The organism is Burkholderia sp. USMB20 (genome assembly GCF_000949135.2).
GTDB lineage: Bacteria > Pseudomonadota > Gammaproteobacteria > Burkholderiales > Burkholderiaceae > Burkholderia.
In genome coordinates, this window is the sequence record NZ_JTAN02000010.1 from 1 (window position 1) to 19,241 (window position 19,241).

Annotated in this window: 19 protein-coding genes and 2 pseudogenes; 14 read left to right on the forward strand and 7 right to left on the reverse strand. The window is 65.6% G+C overall.

The window, feature by feature from the left end; all coding sequences use genetic code 11:
• The 3 genes and pseudogenes from PL79_RS11120 to PL79_RS11125 all read left to right on the forward strand — a co-directional run.
• Nucleotides 1-646: pseudogene (locus tag PL79_RS11120) on the forward strand (heme utilization protein); the annotation flags it as partial.
• A 287-nt stretch (nt 647-933) separates the two neighbouring features.
• Nucleotides 934-1,326: pseudogene (locus PL79_RS36580) on the forward strand (tetratricopeptide repeat protein); the annotation flags it as partial.
• Between the two features lie 99 nt (nt 1,327-1,425).
• Entirely contained in the window at nt 1,426-2,685 is a 1,260-nt protein-coding gene (locus tag PL79_RS11125; RefSeq protein ID WP_235879261.1) for an O-linked N-acetylglucosamine transferase, SPINDLY family protein, read from the forward strand.
• A 57-nt stretch (nt 2,686-2,742) separates the two neighbouring features.
• Here the strand turns inward: PL79_RS11125 and PL79_RS11130 are convergent, their stop codons facing one another.
• From PL79_RS11130 to PL79_RS11145, 4 genes are all read right to left on the reverse strand, one after another.
• Nucleotides 2,743-3,522, reverse strand: coding sequence for a glycosyltransferase family 2 protein (locus PL79_RS11130; protein ID WP_044849187.1), 780 nt, complete (start codon nt 3,520-3,522; stop codon nt 2,743-2,745).
• A gap of 98 nt (nt 3,523-3,620) precedes the next feature.
• On the reverse strand, nt 3,621-3,926 hold the full coding sequence (locus PL79_RS11135; RefSeq protein ID WP_044849186.1) for a flagellar protein FliT: 306 nt from the start codon (nt 3,924-3,926) through the stop codon (nt 3,621-3,623).
• Nucleotides 3,927-3,966: 40 nt separating this feature from the next.
• Complete coding sequence (gene fliD, locus PL79_RS11140; protein ID WP_044849185.1) at nt 3,967-5,433, reverse strand: flagellar filament capping protein FliD; 1,467 nt, start codon at nt 5,431-5,433, stop codon at nt 3,967-3,969.
• 173 nt (nt 5,434-5,606) lie between these two features.
• Nucleotides 5,607-6,434 (reverse strand): flagellin N-terminal helical domain-containing protein, encoded by an 828-nt coding sequence (locus PL79_RS11145; RefSeq protein WP_044849184.1) that lies wholly within the window; start codon nt 6,432-6,434, stop codon nt 5,607-5,609.
• Nucleotides 6,435-7,021: 587 nt separating this feature from the next.
• Between PL79_RS11145 and rpsU the strand changes: the two genes are divergently transcribed.
• A complete protein-coding gene (rpsU, locus tag PL79_RS11150; RefSeq protein WP_006401410.1) occupies nt 7,022-7,234 on the forward strand; it encodes a 30S ribosomal protein S21 in 213 nt (70 codons plus the stop codon).
• A 307-nt stretch (nt 7,235-7,541) separates the two neighbouring features.
• Here the strand turns inward: rpsU and PL79_RS11155 are convergent, their stop codons facing one another.
• Nucleotides 7,542-8,147 (reverse strand): DNA-3-methyladenine glycosylase I, encoded by a 606-nt coding sequence (locus PL79_RS11155; RefSeq protein ID WP_044849183.1) that lies wholly within the window; start codon nt 8,145-8,147, stop codon nt 7,542-7,544.
• A gap of 141 nt (nt 8,148-8,288) precedes the next feature.
• On the opposite strand from PL79_RS11155, the gene PL79_RS11160 reads away from it, so the two are divergent.
• Together PL79_RS11160 and PL79_RS11165 are read left to right on the forward strand one after the other, a co-directional pair.
• Nucleotides 8,289-9,170 carry a BadF/BadG/BcrA/BcrD ATPase family protein gene (locus tag PL79_RS11160; RefSeq protein ID WP_044849182.1) on the forward strand — a complete coding sequence of 294 codons (882 nt, stop codon included), beginning with the start codon at nt 8,289-8,291 and terminating at the stop codon, nt 9,168-9,170.
• Between the two features lie 127 nt (nt 9,171-9,297).
• On the forward strand, nt 9,298-10,131 hold the full coding sequence (locus PL79_RS11165; protein WP_044849181.1) for a Cof-type HAD-IIB family hydrolase: 834 nt from the start codon (nt 9,298-9,300) through the stop codon (nt 10,129-10,131).
• 105 nt (nt 10,132-10,236) lie between these two features.
• Here PL79_RS11165 and aqpZ read toward each other — a convergent pair whose 3' ends face one another.
• The gene (gene aqpZ / locus PL79_RS11170) at nt 10,237-10,977 is read right to left on the reverse strand and encodes an aquaporin Z (protein WP_044849180.1); all 741 of its coding nucleotides are present in this window, start codon (nt 10,975-10,977) and stop codon (nt 10,237-10,239) included.
• Between the two features lie 298 nt (nt 10,978-11,275).
• On the opposite strand from aqpZ, the gene PL79_RS11175 reads away from it, so the two are divergent.
• Nucleotides 11,276-11,572, forward strand: a complete 297-nt coding sequence (locus tag PL79_RS11175; protein WP_006489320.1) for an H-NS histone family protein — start codon at nt 11,276-11,278, stop codon at nt 11,570-11,572.
• A 107-nt stretch (nt 11,573-11,679) separates the two neighbouring features.
• Here PL79_RS11175 and PL79_RS11180 read toward each other — a convergent pair whose 3' ends face one another.
• Nucleotides 11,680-12,744: a glycosyltransferase family 4 protein gene (locus tag PL79_RS11180; RefSeq protein ID WP_044849179.1), complete on the reverse strand. Its 1,065-nt coding sequence runs from the start codon at nt 12,742-12,744 to the stop codon at nt 11,680-11,682.
• A 665-nt stretch (nt 12,745-13,409) separates the two neighbouring features.
• On the opposite strand from PL79_RS11180, the gene flhD reads away from it, so the two are divergent.
• The 7 genes from flhD (at nt 13,410) to PL79_RS11215 (ending at nt 19,201) form a co-directional block, all read left to right on the forward strand.
• Nucleotides 13,410-13,730, forward strand: coding sequence for a flagellar transcriptional regulator FlhD (gene flhD, locus PL79_RS11190; protein ID WP_006751074.1), 321 nt, complete (start codon nt 13,410-13,412; stop codon nt 13,728-13,730).
• 93 nt (nt 13,731-13,823) lie between these two features.
• Nucleotides 13,824-14,378 carry a flagellar transcriptional regulator FlhC gene (flhC, locus tag PL79_RS11195; RefSeq protein ID WP_044849178.1) on the forward strand — a complete coding sequence of 185 codons (555 nt, stop codon included), beginning with the start codon at nt 13,824-13,826 and terminating at the stop codon, nt 14,376-14,378.
• A gap of 189 nt (nt 14,379-14,567) precedes the next feature.
• On the forward strand, nt 14,568-15,428 hold the full coding sequence (gene motA / locus PL79_RS11200; protein WP_044849177.1) for a flagellar motor stator protein MotA: 861 nt from the start codon (nt 14,568-14,570) through the stop codon (nt 15,426-15,428).
• 13 nt (nt 15,429-15,441) lie between these two features.
• Nucleotides 15,442-16,461, forward strand: coding sequence for a flagellar motor protein MotB (gene motB, locus PL79_RS11205; protein ID WP_044849176.1), 1,020 nt, complete (start codon nt 15,442-15,444; stop codon nt 16,459-16,461).
• A 107-nt stretch (nt 16,462-16,568) separates the two neighbouring features.
• The gene (locus tag PL79_RS11210; RefSeq protein WP_044849175.1) at nt 16,569-16,946 is read left to right on the forward strand and encodes a response regulator; all 378 of its coding nucleotides are present in this window, start codon (nt 16,569-16,571) and stop codon (nt 16,944-16,946) included.
• 33 nt (nt 16,947-16,979) lie between these two features.
• A complete protein-coding gene (locus PL79_RS37155) occupies nt 16,980-17,645 on the forward strand; it encodes an Hpt domain-containing protein (RefSeq protein WP_442861537.1) in 666 nt (221 codons plus the stop codon).
• 20 nt (nt 17,646-17,665) lie between these two features.
• Complete coding sequence (locus tag PL79_RS11215; RefSeq protein ID WP_442861538.1) at nt 17,666-19,201, forward strand: chemotaxis protein CheW; 1,536 nt, start codon at nt 17,666-17,668, stop codon at nt 19,199-19,201.
• Nucleotides 19,202-19,241 lie beyond the last annotated feature (40 nt).

The window sequence follows — 19,241 nt, forward strand, 5'->3', positions numbered from 1 at the left end:
GGCGCTGAAGCCGACGCAGGTCGCGGCACTGACGACGGCGCAGATCGCCAACCTGAGCACGGCGCAGGCCGGCGCGCTGACGACCGCGCAAGTGGCCGCGTTGACGACGAATCAGGTGCAGAACGGCCTGACGACCGACCAGGTCAAGGCGCTGACGACCGCGCAGGCGGCCGCGTTGACGACGGCCGACGTCGTGGCGCTGACGACGGCGCAATCGAGCGCGCTGACGACGGCTGACGTGGCCGCGCTGAAGACGAATCAGGTCGCGGCACTGCGCACGGACCAGCTGCAGAACCTGACGACGGCTCAGGCGGCAGCGCTGAGCTACACGCAGATCGCGTCGCTGACGACGAACCAGGTGCAGAACGGCCTGTCGACCGATCAGGTCAAGGCGCTGACGACGGGGCAGGTGGCGGCACTGACGACGGCTGATCTCGCGGCGCTGACGACGACGCAGACCGCGGCGCTGTCCACGGCGTCGATCGTGGCGTTGAAGACGAGCCAGGTGATTGCGCTGACGACGGCTCAGGTGCATAACCTGACGACCGATCAGGTGGCTGCGTTCACGACGACCCAGGTGCATGCGCTGACGTCGGCGCAGGTGGGGGCAATGACGACCGATCAGATCCAGCAGCTCCACTTCTGATCAGTCGCGTTGCATGGCGCCGGGGTTCCCGGCGCCATCCCGCCTCGCCGGCATCGGGCAAGGCGTGAGTACTGGCAGGTTAAACTGCCGGCCACGCGTGACGTGGCGGCAGCCGCGCGTCACGGGCAGGCGAGGAGGCGGCGCGCCGTCGTGCCCGCGCGGCGGCTGACAGGCAGCCGTCCGGCGGACTGCCGTACTTTACGGTATTGCGTATGAGTGAAGTCATGGTTTCGTCTGAAGAAAATTTTGCTGCCGATCTTCTGCTCGCGTGGCACGGCAAGATCGACATGACGGGTCTCTTCGAGCGCGCGGGCGCGCTCGAAGCGAACCGGCAGTTCGAGCTGGCGGCGGTCCTTTACCGGACCTGGCTCGAGCGCAACGTCGCGCCGTTCAATCATTTCGTGTACTTCAACCTTGGCGTCGCGCTTTTCAACGCCAATGACATCGAGGCCGCGAAAAAGGCACACTACACGGCCATCGAGCTCGCGCCCGATTTCATTCATCCGCATTTCAATCTGGGTGTCATGTGCGAGCGCATCAACGAGCTCGACACGGCGATCGCGGAATGGACGTGGGTCGTGGAGCACGCGTCGGCTGATCATCCCGAGCAACGGCCGCTGCGGCTGTCCGCGCTCAACAACCTCGGGCGCGTCCATGAAAACCAGCGGCGTTACGCCGATGCGCTGGCGTGCCTGACGGAAAGTTTGCGGATGGAACCGAACCAGCCGGACGTGCTGCACCACTGGGTGTTCCTGCGCGGCAAGCAGTGCGAGTGGCCCGTGTTTGCGCCCGTCGAGGGCGTCGATCCGGACCTCATGCGACAGTCGACTTCCGCGCTGGCGATGATCAGCCAGTCGGACGATCCGGCGGAGCAATTGTCGGCGGCCCGGCATTACGTCGACACCAAGATCAACGTCGACGTGCCCGCGTTGTCCGGCAACAAGGCATACGGTCACGAGAAGATCAGGATCGCGTATCTTTCGTCGGATTTCTGCCTGCATCCCGTTTCGATGCTCACGGCCGAGCTGTTCGAACTGCACGACCGGCGGCGTTTCGAGGTGTACGGCTATTGCTGGTCGCGCGACGACGGCTCCGCGCTGCGCAAGCGGATTATCCAGTCGATGGATCATTTCCATCGCATCGACGCGATGAGCGACGAGGCCGCCGCTCGGCTGATCCGTGAACACGAGATCGACATCGTCGTTGACCTGCACGGGCAGACGCTCGGCGCACGCACGGACTTGCTTGCCTATCGGCCGGCGCCCATCCAGATCACATATCTGGGCTTGCCGGCCACGACCGGCCTGCCGTACATCGATTATGTGATCGCCGACCGGTTCCTGATTCCGGAAGCGTACGCGCACTTCTACTCGGAGAAGCCGCTGTACATGCCGGACATCTACCAGGTCAGCGATCGCAAGCGGGTCAGTGCGCCGGCGCCGTCGCGCGCAAGCTGCGGCCTGCCGGAAGACGGCTTCGTCTTTTGTTCGTTCAACAACAATTACAAGTTCACGCCCGAGGTGTTCGGCGCCTGGATGCGGATCCTGCAGCGGGTGCCGGCAAGCGTGCTCTGGTTGCTTGCCGACAATCCATGGGCCGAGGCCAACCTGCGCAAGGAAGCGGCCAGGCACGGCATCGACGGCGGTCGCCTCGTCTTTGCGTCCCGCGTCTCGCCGGAGAATTATCTTGCCCGGTTTGCGGTCGCGGATCTGTTCATCGATTCCTTCCCGTTCAACGCCGGCACGACGGCGAACGACGCGCTCTGGATGGGGCTGCCGGTTCTGACGCTCTCGGGCAGGAGCTTCGCATCGCGGATGGCGGGTGCGATGTTGACCGCCGCGGGTATCGAGGAATTGATCACCTACGATCTGCAGGCATACGAGGAGAAGGCGGTGGCGCTCGCCAGTGCGCCGGATGAGTGCGAGCGCCTGCGAAAGGTGCTGAACGCCGAGCGCAGGGATGGCGTATTGTTCGACACGCCGCGATTCGTCAACAATCTCGAGGCGCATTTTTCGCGTCTCGTCGGCGCGCTGGACTGATCGGCGCGCCGGTCGGCCGCCTCCCCGGGCAGGCCGGCCGCCGGATCGCGCCGCAGGTCAGAAGCGGTCGAGATCCAGCACGATTCCCGCCGAGGCCATCAGCCGTTGGCGGTTCAGGCGGACGTCCGTATTGGGGGCTGGATGCCGCTGGTAAAGCGCGAGCATCGTCGAGGCGATCAGGTCGTCGCGTGTATTGCCGCGTCGCATGTTCTCCTGCGCGCCGGCCGGGCTCTTGTGAATGACGACGGAGCTGAGCGGGACATGAACCATTGCGCGTCCGGAAAGACACGCGAGCAGGAAGTCCCAGTCTTCGTAAATCTCGAGATCGGTCGCATATCGGACGCGCGCGACGACGTCGTCGCGATACGCGATGCAGCTGTTCGGCACGCGATTCAGCACGTAGACGCTGTCTGCGTCGACATCGCCGATGCGCACCGTGTCGATCGAAGTCGTGCGTGGCGGATGCGTCGTGCGATTCTCGTAACACACCTTGAAATCGCAAAACACGATTTCCGGCTCGTCGGCGCCGATGCTTCGGGCCAGCGCGTCGAGGTGCGTCGGCTCAAGCGTGTCGTCGTCGTCGAGGAACATGACGTAGCGCGATTTGGCGAGCGAGAGTCCGATGTTGCGGCTTTCGGCCGGCCCGGGCGCGCCGCTGCGGATCACGTGGACGTAGCGCCCCTGCAATGCGGAAAGCTCCTCGAATGGCGGCATGTATGTCGCGCTATCGGAGACGACGATGACGGTGAAGTCCTGCCACGTCTGGTCGATCAGGGACTGCAACGTCCGGCGCAGCAGCAGTGGCCGGTCGTGGGTGGCGATGATGACGGTAAACACGATGAACCGGTAATGAGTGGAATCCGCTCGCCCGGCGAGCGATTCCCGCCGGGCGATGACGCGAGATCATCAGGCGCGGCGGGCACCGGGGCGTTCGTTCAGAAACCCGCGATCCGCTGATATTGCAGCGCTGCTTCCGTGCGGCCGATAGCCGTCTTGAACTCGGCCTGCAGCTCCCGTTGTGTCGTTTGTGCGTCCGCCATCACGGCCGCGTCGATCGCCTCGATGCGCTTCAGGATCGCCAGCGCGTCGGGCGATTGCGGGGCGGCCAGGGACATCAGCAGCGGCGAGCGCTGTTCGACGAGGCTCGCCGCGCCCGGCCAGTCGGCCATCGATGCCGCATGTTCGATTGCCTGCGTGAGCGACCACACGCGCTCCAGCAGAGTGATCGGGTCCGTCGTCATGTTCTCTCCCATGTTGATCCGGCCGCGGCAACGCCTGCCGCTATGCCTTGTTCGTGGCCAGCGCGCCCGCGCTGTTGGTGCCGCCGAACAGTTGCGTCAGGTACTGCGAATTGTTTTGCATCTTTGCCATCAGCGTATTGAGCGCGGTGAATTGCGTATTGTACTGATCGGTGAGCTGGCTGGCGTATGCCTGCAGCGCCGTGGCCTGCGTTTTCGCAGCGGCGAGATCCTGGTTCAACGCCGTGACGCGCGTGTCGATGATGCCGCCCGTCTGCAGGAATGTCGTGATGTTGCTGTTGAGCGTCGCGCCTACGCCGTTGGTCGCGTTGAACGCGGTCGCCACGGATGACGGATTGTTCGCCAGCGCCGACGACAGGGCCGCGCTGTCGACGCTGAGCGTGCCGTCCGGCTGAAGATTGAGGCCGATCGCGCTCAGGCTGATCGTGCTGCCGCCGCTCGTTACGCCCTGGGCCACCTTGGTGGCCAGCGTGTTGACGATCGAATTCAGCATCGAGTCGCCGATGAGCGGGCCCCCCTGGCTACCGGCGGCTGCGCTCGAATTGAAGCTCGACAGCGACGATGCGGTGCTGACGAACGAGTTGTATGCGGAGACGAACGCGTTGATCGTATTGGTGGCGGAGGTGTTGTCCGGCGAGACCGAGAGCGTTTGGGTCGTCTTGGCCGACGAAGCAGACAGGTTGATCGTCACGCCCGTAATCGCGCCCGTGATGGTGTTGCTCGCGCTAACCACGCTGGTGCCGTCGATCGAAAGCTGCGCGTCCTGCGCGGGGATCGTCTCGTTGTAATTGTTTGTCGCTGCACCCGTGTTATCGACGGTTGCCAGCGCAGCCAGCCCGTCCGTCGAATTGGTCGACACCTTGATGGTGTTCGCCGCGCCCGTGACGTTGGACGTCAGCACGAGGTGCGAGCCGTCCGTGCCGGTGACGACCGTGGCGGTCACGCCCGGATTGCCGCTTCCCGTGTTGATCGCATTTGCGATGTCGGCGAGCGTGTTGGTGCCGGACTTGATCGCGACGGTCATCGGCGTGCCGCTGCCGAGCTGGATCGTCAGGTTGCCGGTGCCGACCTGGTTCGTCGATGGAATTCCCGTGATCGACGAGAGCTTTTGCGCCGTCGCTACCTGCGTCACTGCGACCGAATAGCTGCCCGCGACCGCCCCCGTCGACGTCGTGGCCGTGAGGCCGCTGCCGCTCGCGGATGCCGTGAATTTTGACAGCGCCGAGCCGTCCGTAAGGCCGGACAGTGCGCTTTGCAGCGACGAAAGCGACGACTTGAGCGAACCGATCGCGGACAGCGTCGTGTTGTCGAGCGTTTGCCGATTGGTGTTCTGGGTCGTTTGTGCGGCCGTCTTCGCTGCGACCAGTGCGGACACGAGCGACGAGACGTCCGTGTTCGAATTCGTCACACCGCTGATGATCGATTGGGCGGCTGCCGCCAGTGCGCTGTTCGCCGATGTGGTGGTAGTCGTCGACATGTAGGACTCCATTCGATGAGATTAGTCCTGCGCAACGGTCGGGCAGGGCGCGACGTAATGCGCGAAGCACGAAAAGCAAAATGCTTACCCGACGTGATCGGATAAGCATTGGGAGGAAGGGCGTTCCCGTTCCGATGGCGCCGCCGCGTCGTTCGCGATCCCGCGGCGCGCGCCGTCCGGTTTGCTTAGCCCAGGAGCTTCAGCACTTGCTGCGGCATCGAGTTCGCTTGTGCGAGGACCGAAATGCCGGCTTGCTGCAGCACCTGTGCCTTCGACAGGTTGGCGGTCTCCTGCGCGAAGTTCGCGTCGGTGATCTGCGCGCTTGCTGCGTTCAGGTTCGTCGATTGCGCCGTGGTCTGCGAGATCGCTGCCTGATAGATGTTGATGTCGGAACCGAGCTGAGCTTGCGCGGTGTTGACGGTGCCGAGCGCGGTGTCGATCGTGTTCATCATCGCTTGCGCGTTGGTGACGTTCGTCACGCTGCCGGTCAGGGCGAGCGTCGTCGTGTCGTACTTGCCGCTCAGGTCAAGCGACAGTTGCTGGCCGGACTTTTCGCCGATCTGGAAGGTCAGCGGCGTGCCTGTGGCGTTCGCGCTGCCGTCGAGCAGGTTGATGCCGTTGAACGTCGTTTGGCTCGCGATACGGCCGATTTCGGTGATACGCGCTTGCACTTCGGTGTCGAGGTTGCTTGCAGCAGCGGTGCCGATCGACGAATCGGATGCCTGAACAGCGAGCTGGCGGATACGCTGCAGGTTGGCGGTGATTGCCGACAGGCCGCTCGATGCGGTCTGAGCCATCGACACGGCGTTGTTCGCGTTCGACACACCCTGCGTGTATGCGTTGATCGACGCTTGCATCGTCGTCGAGATCGCGAGGCCTGCCGCATCATCTGCCGCGGAGTTGATGCGCTTGCCCGACGACAGGCGGTTGATCGCTTGCGACAGCGCGTTCTGCGTCGACGAGAGGTTCGTTTGAGCGGTCTGCGAATAGATGTTGGTGTTGATGTTCAGCATTTGGATCCTCGTTTGGAAAACGCCGTTTGATTGACTGGATTCGGGGTTCGGCGTCGCGCTTTCCGTGTCCCGCGCTGCCCGCCTTTCCTGGTTGTCGGCGCTGATTCGGGGAAACTTTAGGGCCGCATCGAACACTATTCTTGCGGCGCGATGCCGCGCATGTGTCTCGTGCGTGTCGCCTCGGTGGGGTGCGGCGCATCGTGGCGCGGCAATGCGCTTCGTCGGGCAGTGAGGTCGGCCCGCATGGGAGGGCGCGCCTGGCCTTCGCCGATCGGACATGGCGAGCGGCTCGTGCTGAATTGCAACGGAAAAGCGGTAAACCTGTAGGCGAAGCTGCGTTTAACTGGTATGATGGCGGGCTGAATTGAGATTTTCTGTCACGCCTATGCCGTCTCGGCATTCCTGCTGGCAGTCAAACGCGGCGCTGCACGCGGCTTGTGAAGCGTACCCGCGGTGCTTTGTGCCTCTCTTTTCCGGCCTCCGAGGCCGTATTTCCGCTCGTTTCGCCTGTTGTGGGGACGCCCGGATGGCCGGTGCGTGGCGCTTGGCCGCTACGTTTTTGACCGTTTAAGCAATTTAGGAACGACATGACGACGATTCTTCTGAAGGAAAACGAGCCGTTCGAAGTGGCGATTCGCCGCTTTCGCCGTGCTATCGAAAAAAATGGCCTGATCGCTGAACTGCGCGAACGCCAGTCCTACGAAAAGCCGACCGCAGTCCGCAAGCGCAAGAAGGCAGCAGCCGTCAAGCGCCTGCACAAGCGCCTGCGCAGCCAGATGCTGCCGAAGAAGCTCCACTAAGAGCGTCTACGGTTCGCCGCGAAACGGCGGAGCGTGCTTCGAAAGAAGCCGCTCCGCCGTTTTGCTTTTCGGGGCCGGAAAAGGTTGCGGATCGTGGCGGAAAAGTGGCCGATCGACTGTCAGACGGCGGCATGGCGGCATGGCGGTACGGCCGCACGGCGGTTCCACCGGCGGCCAACAGGCAAAGCCGCCGACGTGTTCACCTGGAAATCGGCGCCGCATTCGGGCTCGCCTTGCGCGGATCACCTGGCGGCGCGTGCTGACGTGCCGGTGCGGCAAGCCGACCAGCCCGTGAGCTTCGTCGCCGTCAACCCGCCTTGCGGCGCCGTGCCGGCTGCTGCTTGCCGCCGAGCGCCGCGCATTGGGCGTGACACGGGCAACTGGTCTCGTGGTCGTTGACCATCCCGGTTGCCTGCATCAGCGCATAGCAGATCGTCGAGCCGACGAACTTGCAGCCGTACTCCTTCAGCGCCTTGCTGAGCGCATCCGACTGGGCAGTCGACGCGGGCGCGTCACGATACGACTGCCACGCGTTCTGGACCGGCGTGTGGTCGACGAACGACCACAGGAATTGCGCGAGCGATCCGTGATCCTCGCGAATGCGCTGCACGGCCCGTGCATTGGTGACCGCGGATTCCACCTTCGCGCGATTGCGGACGATGCCGGGGTTCTCGAGCAGCTTCTCGATGCGCTTCGGCGTGAAGCGCGCGACCGCGTCGACATCGAAGTCGGCGAAAGCCTCGCGATAGCCGGCGCGCTTGTTCAGGATCGTCGACCACGACAGCCCCGCCTGCGCGCCTTCCAGAATCAGCATTTCGAACAGATGGCGATCGTCACGCGACGGCACGCCCCACTCGGTATCGTGATAGTGAGCATCCGCTTCCGTCTTTACCCAGTTGCACCGCTGCGACATCGCCGGCCTCGTTCCAGTGTCGATTCGATCGTGCCAGCATAGCGGAAGGCCCATTCACGGTATAGCTGGCCGAACGGCAGATGGGCGCGCGGCTCCGATCCGGTTAAGCTTGGCGCCTGTTCGAATCAGCAGGATCAACGCATGACGGCATTCCTTTTTGCGATCGGCATCGACGGCGGCGGCACGGGCACCCGCGCGGTACTCGCCGACCGGCACGGGCGCGAACTCGCGCAGGGGCGCGGCGGCCCGTCGGGGCTCGGCCTCGGCATCGAGCGCGCGTGGGCATCGATCGGCGCGGCCTGTGCCGACGCATTCACGCGGGCGGGGCTCGCGTTCGACTGGTCGCAGTGCGCGCTCGGCTGCGGGCTCGCGGGCGTCAACAATGCCGCGTGGCTCGCCGCGTTTCGCGCGCAGGCGCCGCTCGACGCGCTCGCGATCGAGAGCGACGCTTATACGACCGTCGTCGGCGCGCACGGCGGTGCGCCGGGGCTCATCGTCGCGCTCGGTACGGGCAGCATCGCGGCGGCGCTCGACGCGGCGGGCGACTGCCGCATCGCGGGCGGCTTCGGCTTTCCGTCCGGCGATGAGGCGAGCGGCGCGTGGCTCGGCATGCGCGCGCTCGCGTACGCGCAGCAGGCGCTCGACGGCCGCGTGCCGCGCGACGCGTTTGCCGGCGCGCTGCTCGCGGAAACGGGCGCGCACGATCGCGACGCGCTCGTCCAGTGGTCGTGCGATGCGAACCAGACGATCTACGCGCGCCTCGCGCCGATCGTCTTCGCGCACCGCGACCATTCTTATGCGGCGGCGCTGATCGCGCAGGCCGGCGACGAGATCGGCAAGATGATCGACGCGCTCGATCCGCAGCAGGCGCTGCCGGTCGCGTTGTGCGGCGGGCTGGCCGACGCGCTGGCACCGGCCGTGCCGGCACGCCATGCGGCGCGGCTGCGCGCGCCGCTCGACGATTCCGCGCACGGCGCGTTGCGGCTCGCGCTGCACGCGTTGAGGGCGGCTGAAGCAGGGTGAACGGTCGAGCCGGTCGGAGCGGGGAGAACAGGGCGTCGCGCCCGTTCCCCCAACCGCCCGGCGCCCGGCCGGGCACGACGTTAAAATGACGGCTCCGCAGCGTCCTGCGTGCCACTCCCCCATCCCCATGTACAAAGTCATCGCCACTGATCTCGACGGCACCCTGCTGAACAGCGACCACCAGCTCGATCCGTACACGATCGAGACCGTCCGCCGGCTCGACCGCGACGGCCTGCAGTTCGTGATCGCGACGGGGCGTCACTACGCGGACGTCGCCGGCATCCGCGACGTGCTGGGCATCCGGCCGTACCTGATCACGTCGAACGGCGCGCGTGTGCATGCGCCGGACGACACGGCGATCCATGCGCAGGACATCGATCCCGCGATCGTCCGCGGCCTCGTGCAGCCGGGCGTGACCGGTGCGCACGGGCGCGTGATCGTCAACCTGTTCACCGACCGCGGCTGGCTGATCGACCGCGACGCGCCGCACCTGCTCGAATTCCACCAGGATTCGGGCTTCCGGTACGACGTGATCGACATGACCGCGCACGACGGCGCCGACATCGCGAAGGTGCTGTACATCGGCGAGCCGGCCGATCTGGCGGTGGTTGCAGAGCAGATGCGCGTGCGGTTCGGCGATGCGCTGTACGTCACGTACTCGCTGCCCGACTGTCTCGAAGTGATGACCGCCAACGTGTCGAAGGGCCGCGCGCTGCGTACGGTGCTCGCGCGACTCGGCGTCGACGCCGGCCACTGCATCGCATTCGGCGACAACATGAACGACATCGACCTGCTCGAAACGGCCGGCCACGCGTTCATGATGAACAACGCGAACCCCGACCTGATCGCGCAACTGCCGCACATCCCGCGGATCGGCAACAACTTCGATGCGGGCGTCGCCCGCCACCTGCGCACGCTGTTCGCGCTCGAAGGCACGCTCGACGGCGTCGCTGCTTCCTGAGCGGCCATGAAAAACGGGCGCCAGCGGCGCCCGTTCAAATTACCTGCCTCGATGTTGTTCGACAGCGTGAGGCTCGCTGCTCTGCTCGCGTGACCCCGTAGTGTTTTATTCGCTGGTGCGAGCGGATGCGGGCACGAGGCCGACGGCATCGTCGCGCCCCGCGATCAGCGGGTAGACGATCCCCGCAATTGCCGCGCCGATGATCGGCGCGACCCAGAACAGCCACAGCTGGCCGATCGCCTCGCCGCCCACGAACAGCGCGGGGCCGGTCGAGCGGGCCGGGTTCACCGACGTGTTGGTGACCGGGATCGAGATCAGGTGGATCAACGTCAGGCACAGGCCGATCGCGATCGGCGCAAAGCCGGCCGGCGCGCGCTTGTCGGTGGCGCCGAGAATCACGAACAGGAAGAAGCCCGTCATCACGACTTCGCAGATGAACGCCGCGCCGAGCGAGTAGTGGCCGGGCGAGCGCTCGCCGAAGCCGTTCGTCGCAAAGCCGCTGCCGACGACGTCGAAGCCCGGCTTGCCGGTCGCGATCAGGTACAGCACGAACGCACCGAGCGTCGCGCCGACGACCTGCGCAACGATATACGGCGCGAGATCGCGTGCCGGGAAGCGGCCGGCGACCGTCAGGCCCACGCTGACGGCCGGATTCAGGTGGCAACCCGAAATATGGCCAATCGCGAATGCCATCGTCAGCACGGTCAGGCCGAAGGCGAGCGCGACGCCGGCGAAGCCGATGCCGAGGCCCGGAAAGGCTGCGGCCAGCACGGCGCTTCCGCACCCGCCGAGCACCAGCCAGAACGTGCCGAATACCTCTGCAGCCAGACGCTGAGAAAGATTCATGTAAGGATCCCGTTCAAGTGGGTTGAAGACAAACGGATGACCGGATGATTTATTCCGTCACCCCGAATTGGTCTGGATTATAGGAAATGAATCGGCTGGGTGAGGGTCAACGATTGTTAAATTCGAATGGCTGACGAATGGCTTTTATTAGAATAAGTCCGCATTCTCGATATAGCCGATTCGGTTAAAGATGGCAGCATTAATTTTGAAGGGCAGGGCGGCAGTGCGGATGACGTAACGGGTGTTGGCGTTCCGGCCGGAACTGCCGGCGCCGCATCATGGAAAAGGGAGCCGAAAAATGTCTCAATACGCGAAACTCAAGGCGCAGATCGCCGATCTGCAGGCCCAGGCGGATGACGTGCGTCGCCAGGAAGTGGCGGCGGTGATCGCCGACGTCCAGCGAATGATTGCCGAATATGGCCTGACGGCCCAGGATCTGGGCTTCGCGGAGCGAGCGCGGCGCGGCCGTCCGCCGAAAAAGGCACCGCTCCCCCCGAAATACCGCGACCCGAAGTCGGGTGCAACCTGGAGCGGGCGCGGCAAGCCGCCGAATTGGATCGTCGGGAAAAACCGCGATCGTTTCCTGATCGAATGAGCGCGCAAAAAGAAAGAGCCGCATCGACTGCGGCTCTTTGGCGCCTTTGGGTTTTACGCGCCGATTTCGGCGCGAATTTCACCGAATATTTCTGACGAATTTCGCCGTCACGCGCTCGCGACGCGACGCAAGGTCGGCCGCTTTGCCGTCGCGCAAAGCGATTCGTAAGTTTCGACATAGCGCCGTGCCATCGCTTTCGAGCTGAAGCGCGTATCGAAGCGCGCGCGGATCGCGTCGCGCGACAGGCTGTCGATCCGGTGCAGTGCACCGACCGCGCCCTGGACGTCCTCGACGATGAAGCCGGTCACGCCGTCCTCGATCACCTCCGGCACCGAGCCGCGGTTGAACGCGACGACCGGCGTGCCGCAGGCCATCGCCTCGATCATCACCAGGCCGAACGGTTCCGGCCAGTCGATCGGGAACAGCAGCGCCTTGGCGCCGGACAGGAACGCCGGCTTCTGCGCCTCGTTGATCTCGCCGATGAATTCGACATGCGCTTCGCCGAGCAGCGGCTCGATCACTTCCTTGAAGTAGTCGGCGTCGGCCTTGTCGACCTTCGCGGCGATCTTCAGCGGCAGCCCGCTTTGCGCGGCGATCCGGATCGCGGTGTCGACCCGCTTTTCGGGGCAGATCCGGCCGAGGAACGCGAGATATTCGGGCTTCACGTCCGGTTGCGGCGTGAGCAGCGTGTCGGGCAGCCCGTGATACACGGTGCCGGCCCAGGCGGCTTGCGGCAGCGGCTTGCGCTGGTTGTTCGAGATCGACACGACCGGCGCGTCCGGGAACGCGTCGAACACCGGTTGCAGCTCCGGCAGGTCGAGGCGGCCGTGCAGCGTCGTCACGTACGGCGTGTCGAGGCGCGACATCAGCGGGAATGGCAGGTAGTCGAGGTGGAAGTGCAGCACGTCGAATTCGTGCGCGACACGGGCGACCTGCTCGATCAGGCGCATATGGGGCGCCATCGAGTCGCGGATCGACGGGTCGAGCCGCAGTGCGCGCGGCCATGCCGCCTCGAGACGGGCGGACGTGACGGAGTCGCCGCTCGCGAACAGCGTCACGTCGTGCCCCAGCTCGACGAGCGCCTCGGTGAGGTAGGACACGACACGCTCGGTGCCGCCATAGAGTTTCGGCGGGACAGCTTCGTAAAGCGGCGCGATCTGGGCAATACGCATGGACGTTCTCCGGTGTCGACCAGCGCAAAGCGCTCGAGCGCGCATGCTGGTCCGCTGCAGGGTTGCGGAACTCGCCGACGCACGCTGTCTGCGGTGCGTGGCCGGGTCCGTGGCGGGGTGCGCGGGACGCCGGGCGGCAAGCTGCGGGGCGGGCCGGCGCGGCTCCCGCCGCCGCCCATTTGAGTCCATTATCGATATCGCCTTCAGGGGTTCGAGTGTTTTTTCAAACACTTAAGGCTTGTTACACCATGAAATACGAGAAAACCCCGATAAAAAGGGTGCGAAAACATAAAACGAGATAGCCACCACAATTGTTGCGCTATCATGAAAAACCACTATAATTTTTACCGATTCAACTTCCGGCAGCCTTGCCGGATGGCCTTCAGCCGGATTCGTCCCATGCGGACCGCATCGCCGACGCATTCGCGCCCCATTCGCCCCCGCCGTTCGTTCCCTTTCAATTCGCCTTGTCGGAAAAATTCCTACACGGTTTACAGACAATTCCTGCGTGGCGTGCGCCACTTCGCTGATACCGGCATAAATGCCGTTTGGCCAGAATTCGCCCTGTAAGACTATAAACGTGCCGGCAGCGCGTCAGCAGGCGCCCGATCGAGCAAACGTTTTCACAATGAAAGGCCAAAGCAAAAGCTCTTAACGGGGGAATCATGAGCGCCACCAGCGAAATGCTCAGTGAGATCAAAGAGGTCAACCTGTCGTACCTCCTCCTCGCGCAGCGCCTGCTGCGGGAAGACAAGGCGATGGGCATGTTCCGCATGGGAGTTTCCCAGGAACTGGCCGACGTGCTCGCGAACCTCACGCTCGCCCAGACCGTGAAGCTCGCCGCGTCGAACCAGATACTGTGCCGTTTCCGCTTCGACGATCACGCGCTGCTGTCGTCGCTCGCCGACAAAGGCCGCAGCGACGTCGTCACGCATGCGCATTCCGCGATCCTGATGGCCGGCCAGCCGGTCGAAAGCGTCCGCTGATCCCTCCCCGCCTTGCGTTCGTGCCGGCGCGCCGCGTCGGCGGGCGGCGTATTGGCGATTCATCCGAACAACGTCAGCGGACGGTTATTCACCATGGCAAGCAAAAGCGTCGTGATCGAGGTGAAGGAAATCACCCTCGCCATCGAACTGATCGAACTGGGCGCCAGGCTGCAGCTGCTGGAGGCGGAGACGAGCCTGTCGCGCGACCGCCTGATCAAGCTGTACAAGGAACTGAAGGGCGCGTCGCCGCCGAAGGGGATGCTGCCGTTCTCGACCGACTGGTTCATGACGTGGCAACCGAACATCCACTCGTCGCTGTTCTACAACATCTACCGGTTCATGCAGGACCACGGCCGCTGCGAGCCGATCCAGTCGATCGTGAAGGCGTACCGGCTCTATCTGGAGCACGTGAACCTGTCCGGCGACGAGGCCGCGCTGAGCCTCACGCGCGCGTGGACGCTGGTGCGCTTCTTCGACTCGGGGATGCTGCAGATGACGCCGTGCACGCGCTGCGGCGGCCATTTCGTCGCGCATGCGCATGATCCGCATCAAGGTTTCGTGTGCGGCCTGTGCCAGCCGCCGTCGCGCGCGGGCAAGACCCGCAAGGCGGCCGCCGCGCGCGCCGGGCTGACCGCCGCCGCGGCCTGAGCGCCGCCGGGCGGGGCCGGGCGGGAGCTGCACGCCTTCCGCACGCCTGCCGCGCGCCGCGCGAACCGGCCGGGGCCTGCTGGTAAACACCGCCGCGCGGTCGCGGCGCGACCGCCAAAGTTTTCCTGCCGACTGCCGTAAACCTGATTAACGGCGGTCTCCCCGCCGGTCTTTCGTGAGGGACAGGCAGTGCTGATTATCGTGGGAACACTCGTGACGCTGTTGTCCGTCTTCGGCGGTTACGCGCTGGCAGGCGGGCATCTGGGCGCATTGGTCCAGCCGCTCGAGATCCTGATGATCACCGGCGCGGGCGTCGGCGCGTTCATCCTCGGCAACGGCATGAAGACCATCAAGGCGACGCTGCGCGTGCTGCCGACGCTCTTCAAGGGCTCGAAGTACACCAAGGACGTCTACATGGAACTGATGGCGCTCCTGTACGTGCTGCTCGCGAAGGCCCGCAAGGAAGGCACGCTGACGCTCGAGGCCGACATCGACGATCCGGACAAGAGCCCGATCTTCACGCAATACCCGAAGATCCTCGCGGATCGCCACATCGTCGAATTCCTGACGGACTACCTGCGCCTGATGGTGGGCGGCAACATGAACGCGTTCGAGATCGAGAGCCTGATGGACGAGGAAATCGAGACGCACCACGCGGAAGGCGAAGGCCCCGCGCACGCGCTGATGCGCGTCGGCGACGCGATGCCGGCGTTCGGGATCGTCGCGGCGGTGATGGGCGTCGTGCACACGATGGCGTCGGCCGACAAGCCGCCCGCGGTGCTCGGCGCGATGATCGCGCAGGCGCTGGTCGGCACGTTCCTCGGGATCCTGCTGTCGTACGGGCTGATCGGGCCGCTCGCGAGCCTCGCGGAGCAGCGCGTCGCCGAGTCGACCAAGATGTTCCAGTGCATCAAGGTGACGATCCTCGCGAGCCTGAACGGCTATGCGCCGGCGATCGCGGTGGAGTTCGGCCGCAAGGTGCTGTTCTCGACCGAGCGGCCGTCGTTTACCGAGCTCGAAGAGCATGTGCGCCGCGTGAAGGCGAAGTGACGCGGAGCATTCGATGAGCAAGAGCAAGGATCGCGCGATCGTCGTCAAACGGGTGGCCCCGCAGAAGAAGGGCCACCACGGCGGCGCCTGGAAGCTCGCGTATGCGGACTTCATGACCGCGATGATGGCGTTCTTCCTGCTGATGTGGCTGCTGAGCTCGGTCACGCCGGTGCAGCTGAAGGGGATCGCCGAGTACTTCAACACACCGCTGAAGGCCGCGCTGTTCGGCAGCGGCGATCGCAGCTCGCAGGACTCGAGCATCATCAACGGCGGCGGCCGCGACCTGTCGAGCCTCGATGCCGGCACGCTGCGCCGTACCGACGGCACGACGTCGCTCGCCGATCGCGTCGCGAAGGCCGGCGACGACAGGACGCGCTCGCAGGCGCAGGGCGCACAGGACCGGCTCGAGCAGGCGCGCCTGCACGACCTGCAGATCAAGCTGATGGCGGCGATCGAGGCGAATCCGACGCTGCGCCAGTTCAAGCAGCAGATCCGCATCGATTCGACGCTGATGGGGCTGCGCATCGAGATCGTCGATTCGCAGAAGCGGCCGATGTTCGCGATGTCGAGCGACCACGTCGAGCCGTACATGCGCGACATCCTGCGCGAGATCGGCAAGACGCTGAACGACGTGCCGAACCGGATCATCGTCCAGGGCCACACCGACGCGGTGCCGTACGCGGGCGGCGAGGGCGGCTACAGCAACTGGGAACTGTCGGCCGATCGCGCGAACGCGTCGCGCCGCGAGCTGATCGCGGGCGGCATGGACGAGTCGAAGGTGCTGCGCGTGCTCGGCCTCGCGTCGACGCAGAACCTGAACAAGGCCGATCCGCTCGATCCGGAAAACCGCCGGATCAGCGTGATCGTGCTGAACCGCAAATCCGAAGACGCGCTGATGCGCGACGACACGACGACCACGACGCTGTCGGCCGACGCCGCGGGCTCGAAGCAACTGGCCCAGCAGCTCGACGGCACGGCGCCGGCCGCGCGACCGGTGCTCGCGAGCGCCGTCGCCGTGGTGCCGAAACCCTGACGTTTCCAAGATTTCGAGACGCGTATGAAACAACCTTCACGCTCATTTCGTTCGCTGCCCCCCGAGGGGGCGGTCAGCCACCCTGGAGCGGTCCTGCGGAGCCCGACATGATCCGAACCATTCTCGCCATCGACGACTCCGCGACCATGCGTGCGCTGCTGCAGGCGACGCTTGCGCAGGCCGGCTACGACGTGACGGTGGCGCCGGACGGCGAAGCCGGCTTCGACATGGCGGCCACCGTGCCGTACGACCTGGTGCTGACCGACCAGAACATGCCGCGCAGGAACGGCCTCGAGGTGATCGCCGCGCTGCGCAAGCTGACGGCGTATGCGGACACGCCGATCCTCGTGCTGACGACCGAAGGCAGCGATGCGTTCAAGGACGCCGCGCGCGACGCGGGTGCGACCGGCTGGATCGAAAAGCCGATCGATCCGGCCGTGCTGATCGACCTGGTCGCGACGCTGTCCGAGCAGACCGCCTCCTGACATGAACGCGACGAATCCAACCGGTGACCGGGCATGACTCTCGACATCACGCAGTTCTACCAGACCTTTTTCGACGAAGCGGACGAGTTGCTCGCGCAGATGGAGCAACTGCTGTTGAACCTCGACGTCGGCTCGCCGGACCCCGAGGACCTGGCCGCGATCTTCCGCGCCGCGCATTCGATCAAGGGCGGCGCGGCGACGTTCGGCTTTTCCGCGCTGACCGAGACGACCCACATCCTCGAGTCGCTGCTCGACCGCGCGCGCAACCATGAGCTGACGCTGACCAAGGAAATGGTCGACGCGTTCCTCGAGACCAAGGACGTGCTGTCCGACCAGCTGGTCGACTATCGCGCGAGCGCGGAACCGGACGCGGCGGCTGCCGCGACGATCTGCGCGAAGCTCGAACGCCTGAAGGCCGAGAGCGGCGCGGGCGCGCCCGCGGACGTCGCACCTGCCGCGCCTGCCGTGGAGACTGCACCGGCACCGGCACCGGCCGCCGCTACCTCCGCCAGCGACCGCGCGCCCGATCACGTGGTCGAACAGGCGGTCGCGGCCGCGCATCCGGCGGCGGCTGCCGGCACGGACGGCCCGCACCTGAAGATCACGCTCCTCGGCGTCGACGCGAAGGACCAGGCGCTGCTCACCGAGGAGCTCGGCAATCCGGCGATCGTCGCCGCGAGGAAGCGGGCGCCGACCTGACGCTGTGGCTCGAATCGGACGTGCCGTCCGACGACATAGTCCGCCGTGTGTGCTTCGTGATCGACGACAGCCAGATCCGCATGCCGCGGCACCGCGCCCGGCCGCACCGGCGCGCCTTCCGCCACGCCGGCCCGCCGCCGAACCGGCCCGCGCCGGAGCCGCCGCGCGGGTCAGTCTTCGCGAAAGACCGGTGCCGCCCGGCCGCCGCCGCACTACAGGCGCAGCGAGCGCCGCCACGCAACCGCGCCGCAACAGGCATCGCAACCGCACCAGAACCCGCCGCGCAGGCTGCCCAGGCTGCCGCGCACCACGACGACAAGCGTCCGCGCCCGGCCGCCGCCGCATCGGGCGCCGAAGGCAGCTCGATCCGCGTCGGCGTCGAGAAGGTCGACCAGCTGATCAACCTGGTCGGCGAGCTCGTGATCACGCAGGCGATGCTCGCGGAAACCGCGAGCGCGTTCGATCCGGCGCTGCACGACCGCCTGTTCAACGGGATGGCGCAGCTCGAGCGCAACGCGCGCGACCTGCAGGAAGCGGTGATGTCGATCCGCATGATGCCGATGGACTACGTGTTCAGCCGCTTCCCGCGGCTCGTGCGCGACCTCGCCGGCAAGCTCGGCAAGCAGGTCGAGCTGGTCACGTTCGGCCAGGCGACCGAGCTGGACAAGAGCCTGATCGAGCGGATCATCGACCCGCTCACGCACCTTGTGCGCAACAGCCTCGACCACGGGATCGAGACGGTCGACAAGCGCGTCGCCGCCGGCAAGGACGGCGTCGGCCAGCTCGTGCTGTCGGCCGCGCATCACGGCGGCAACATCGTGATCGAGGTCAGCGACGACGGCGCGGGCCTGAACCGCGAGCGGATCCTCGCGAAGGCCGCGAAGCAGGGCATGCAGATTTCCGAAAACATCAGCGACGACGAAGTCTGGCAGCTGATCTTCGCGCCGGGCTTCTCGACCGCCGAGACCGTGACCGACGTGTCGGGCCGCGGCGTCGGGATGGACGTCGTGAAGCGCAACATCCAGTCGATGGGCGGCCATGTCGAGATCACGTCGCAGGCCGGTCGCGGCACGACCACGCGGATCGTGCTGCCGCTCACGCTGGCGATCCTCGACGGGATGTCGGTGAAGGTCGGCAGCGAGATCTTCATCCTGCCGCTGAATTTCGTGATGGAGTCGCTGCAGCCGTCGAACGACGACATCTACACGGTCGGCAACGGCGAGCGCGTGGTGCGCGTGCGCGGCGAATACCTGCCGCTCGTCGCGCTGCACGAGGTGTTCTCGGTCGAGGACGCGCGCACCGATCCGACCCAGGGCATCGTCACGATCATGGAAACCGAGGGGCGCCGCTTCGCGATGCTGATCGACGAGCTGGTCGGCCAGCAGCAGGTGGTCGTGAAGAACCTCGAAACCAATTACCGCAAGGTGCACGGCATCTCTGCGGCGACCATTCTCGGCGACGGCAGTGTCGCGCTGATCGTCGACGTCGCGGCGCTGAACCGCGAAACCCGTGCGACGCACGGCGCCCGAGCCGGCGCCGAGCTCGCCATTTTCTGACTCTCGCCATTCAACCGATTGGGGGCAAACGTGTCCGCTG

Bases quoted from the DNA above. Each gene is read 5' to 3' on its own strand.
- PL79_RS11145 (WP_044849184.1), bottom strand. From the start codon at position 6,434: ATGCTGAACATCAACACCAACATCTATTCGCAGACCGCTCAAACGAAC.
- flhC (WP_044849178.1), top strand. From the start codon at position 13,824: ATGGCAAGCAAAAGCGTCGTGATCGAGGTGAAGGAAATCACCCTCGCC.
- PL79_RS11160 (WP_044849182.1), top strand. From the start codon at position 8,289: ATGACGGCATTCCTTTTTGCGATCGGCATCGACGGCGGCGGCACGGGC.
- flhD (WP_006751074.1), top strand. From the start codon at position 13,410: ATGAGCGCCACCAGCGAAATGCTCAGTGAGATCAAAGAGGTCAACCTG.
- PL79_RS11155 (WP_044849183.1), bottom strand. From the start codon at position 8,147: ATGTCGCAGCGGTGCAACTGGGTAAAGACGGAAGCGGATGCTCACTAT.
- PL79_RS11180 (WP_044849179.1), bottom strand. From the start codon at position 12,744: ATGCGTATTGCCCAGATCGCGCCGCTTTACGAAGCTGTCCCGCCGAAA.
- motB (WP_044849176.1), top strand. From the start codon at position 15,442: ATGAGCAAGAGCAAGGATCGCGCGATCGTCGTCAAACGGGTGGCCCCG.
- PL79_RS11210 (WP_044849175.1), top strand. From the start codon at position 16,569: ATGATCCGAACCATTCTCGCCATCGACGACTCCGCGACCATGCGTGCG.
- fliD (WP_044849185.1), bottom strand. From the start codon at position 5,433: ATGGAGTCCTACATGTCGACGACTACCACCACATCGGCGAACAGCGCA.
- PL79_RS11175 (WP_006489320.1), top strand. From the start codon at position 11,276: ATGTCTCAATACGCGAAACTCAAGGCGCAGATCGCCGATCTGCAGGCC.
- rpsU (WP_006401410.1), top strand. From the start codon at position 7,022: ATGACGACGATTCTTCTGAAGGAAAACGAGCCGTTCGAAGTGGCGATT.
- PL79_RS11135 (WP_044849186.1), bottom strand. From the start codon at position 3,926: ATGACGACGGACCCGATCACTCTGCTGGAGCGCGTGTGGTCGCTCACG.
- PL79_RS37155 (WP_442861537.1), top strand. From the start codon at position 16,980: ATGACTCTCGACATCACGCAGTTCTACCAGACCTTTTTCGACGAAGCG.
- aqpZ (WP_044849180.1), bottom strand. From the start codon at position 10,977: ATGAATCTTTCTCAGCGTCTGGCTGCAGAGGTATTCGGCACGTTCTGG.
- PL79_RS11165 (WP_044849181.1), top strand. From the start codon at position 9,298: ATGTACAAAGTCATCGCCACTGATCTCGACGGCACCCTGCTGAACAGC.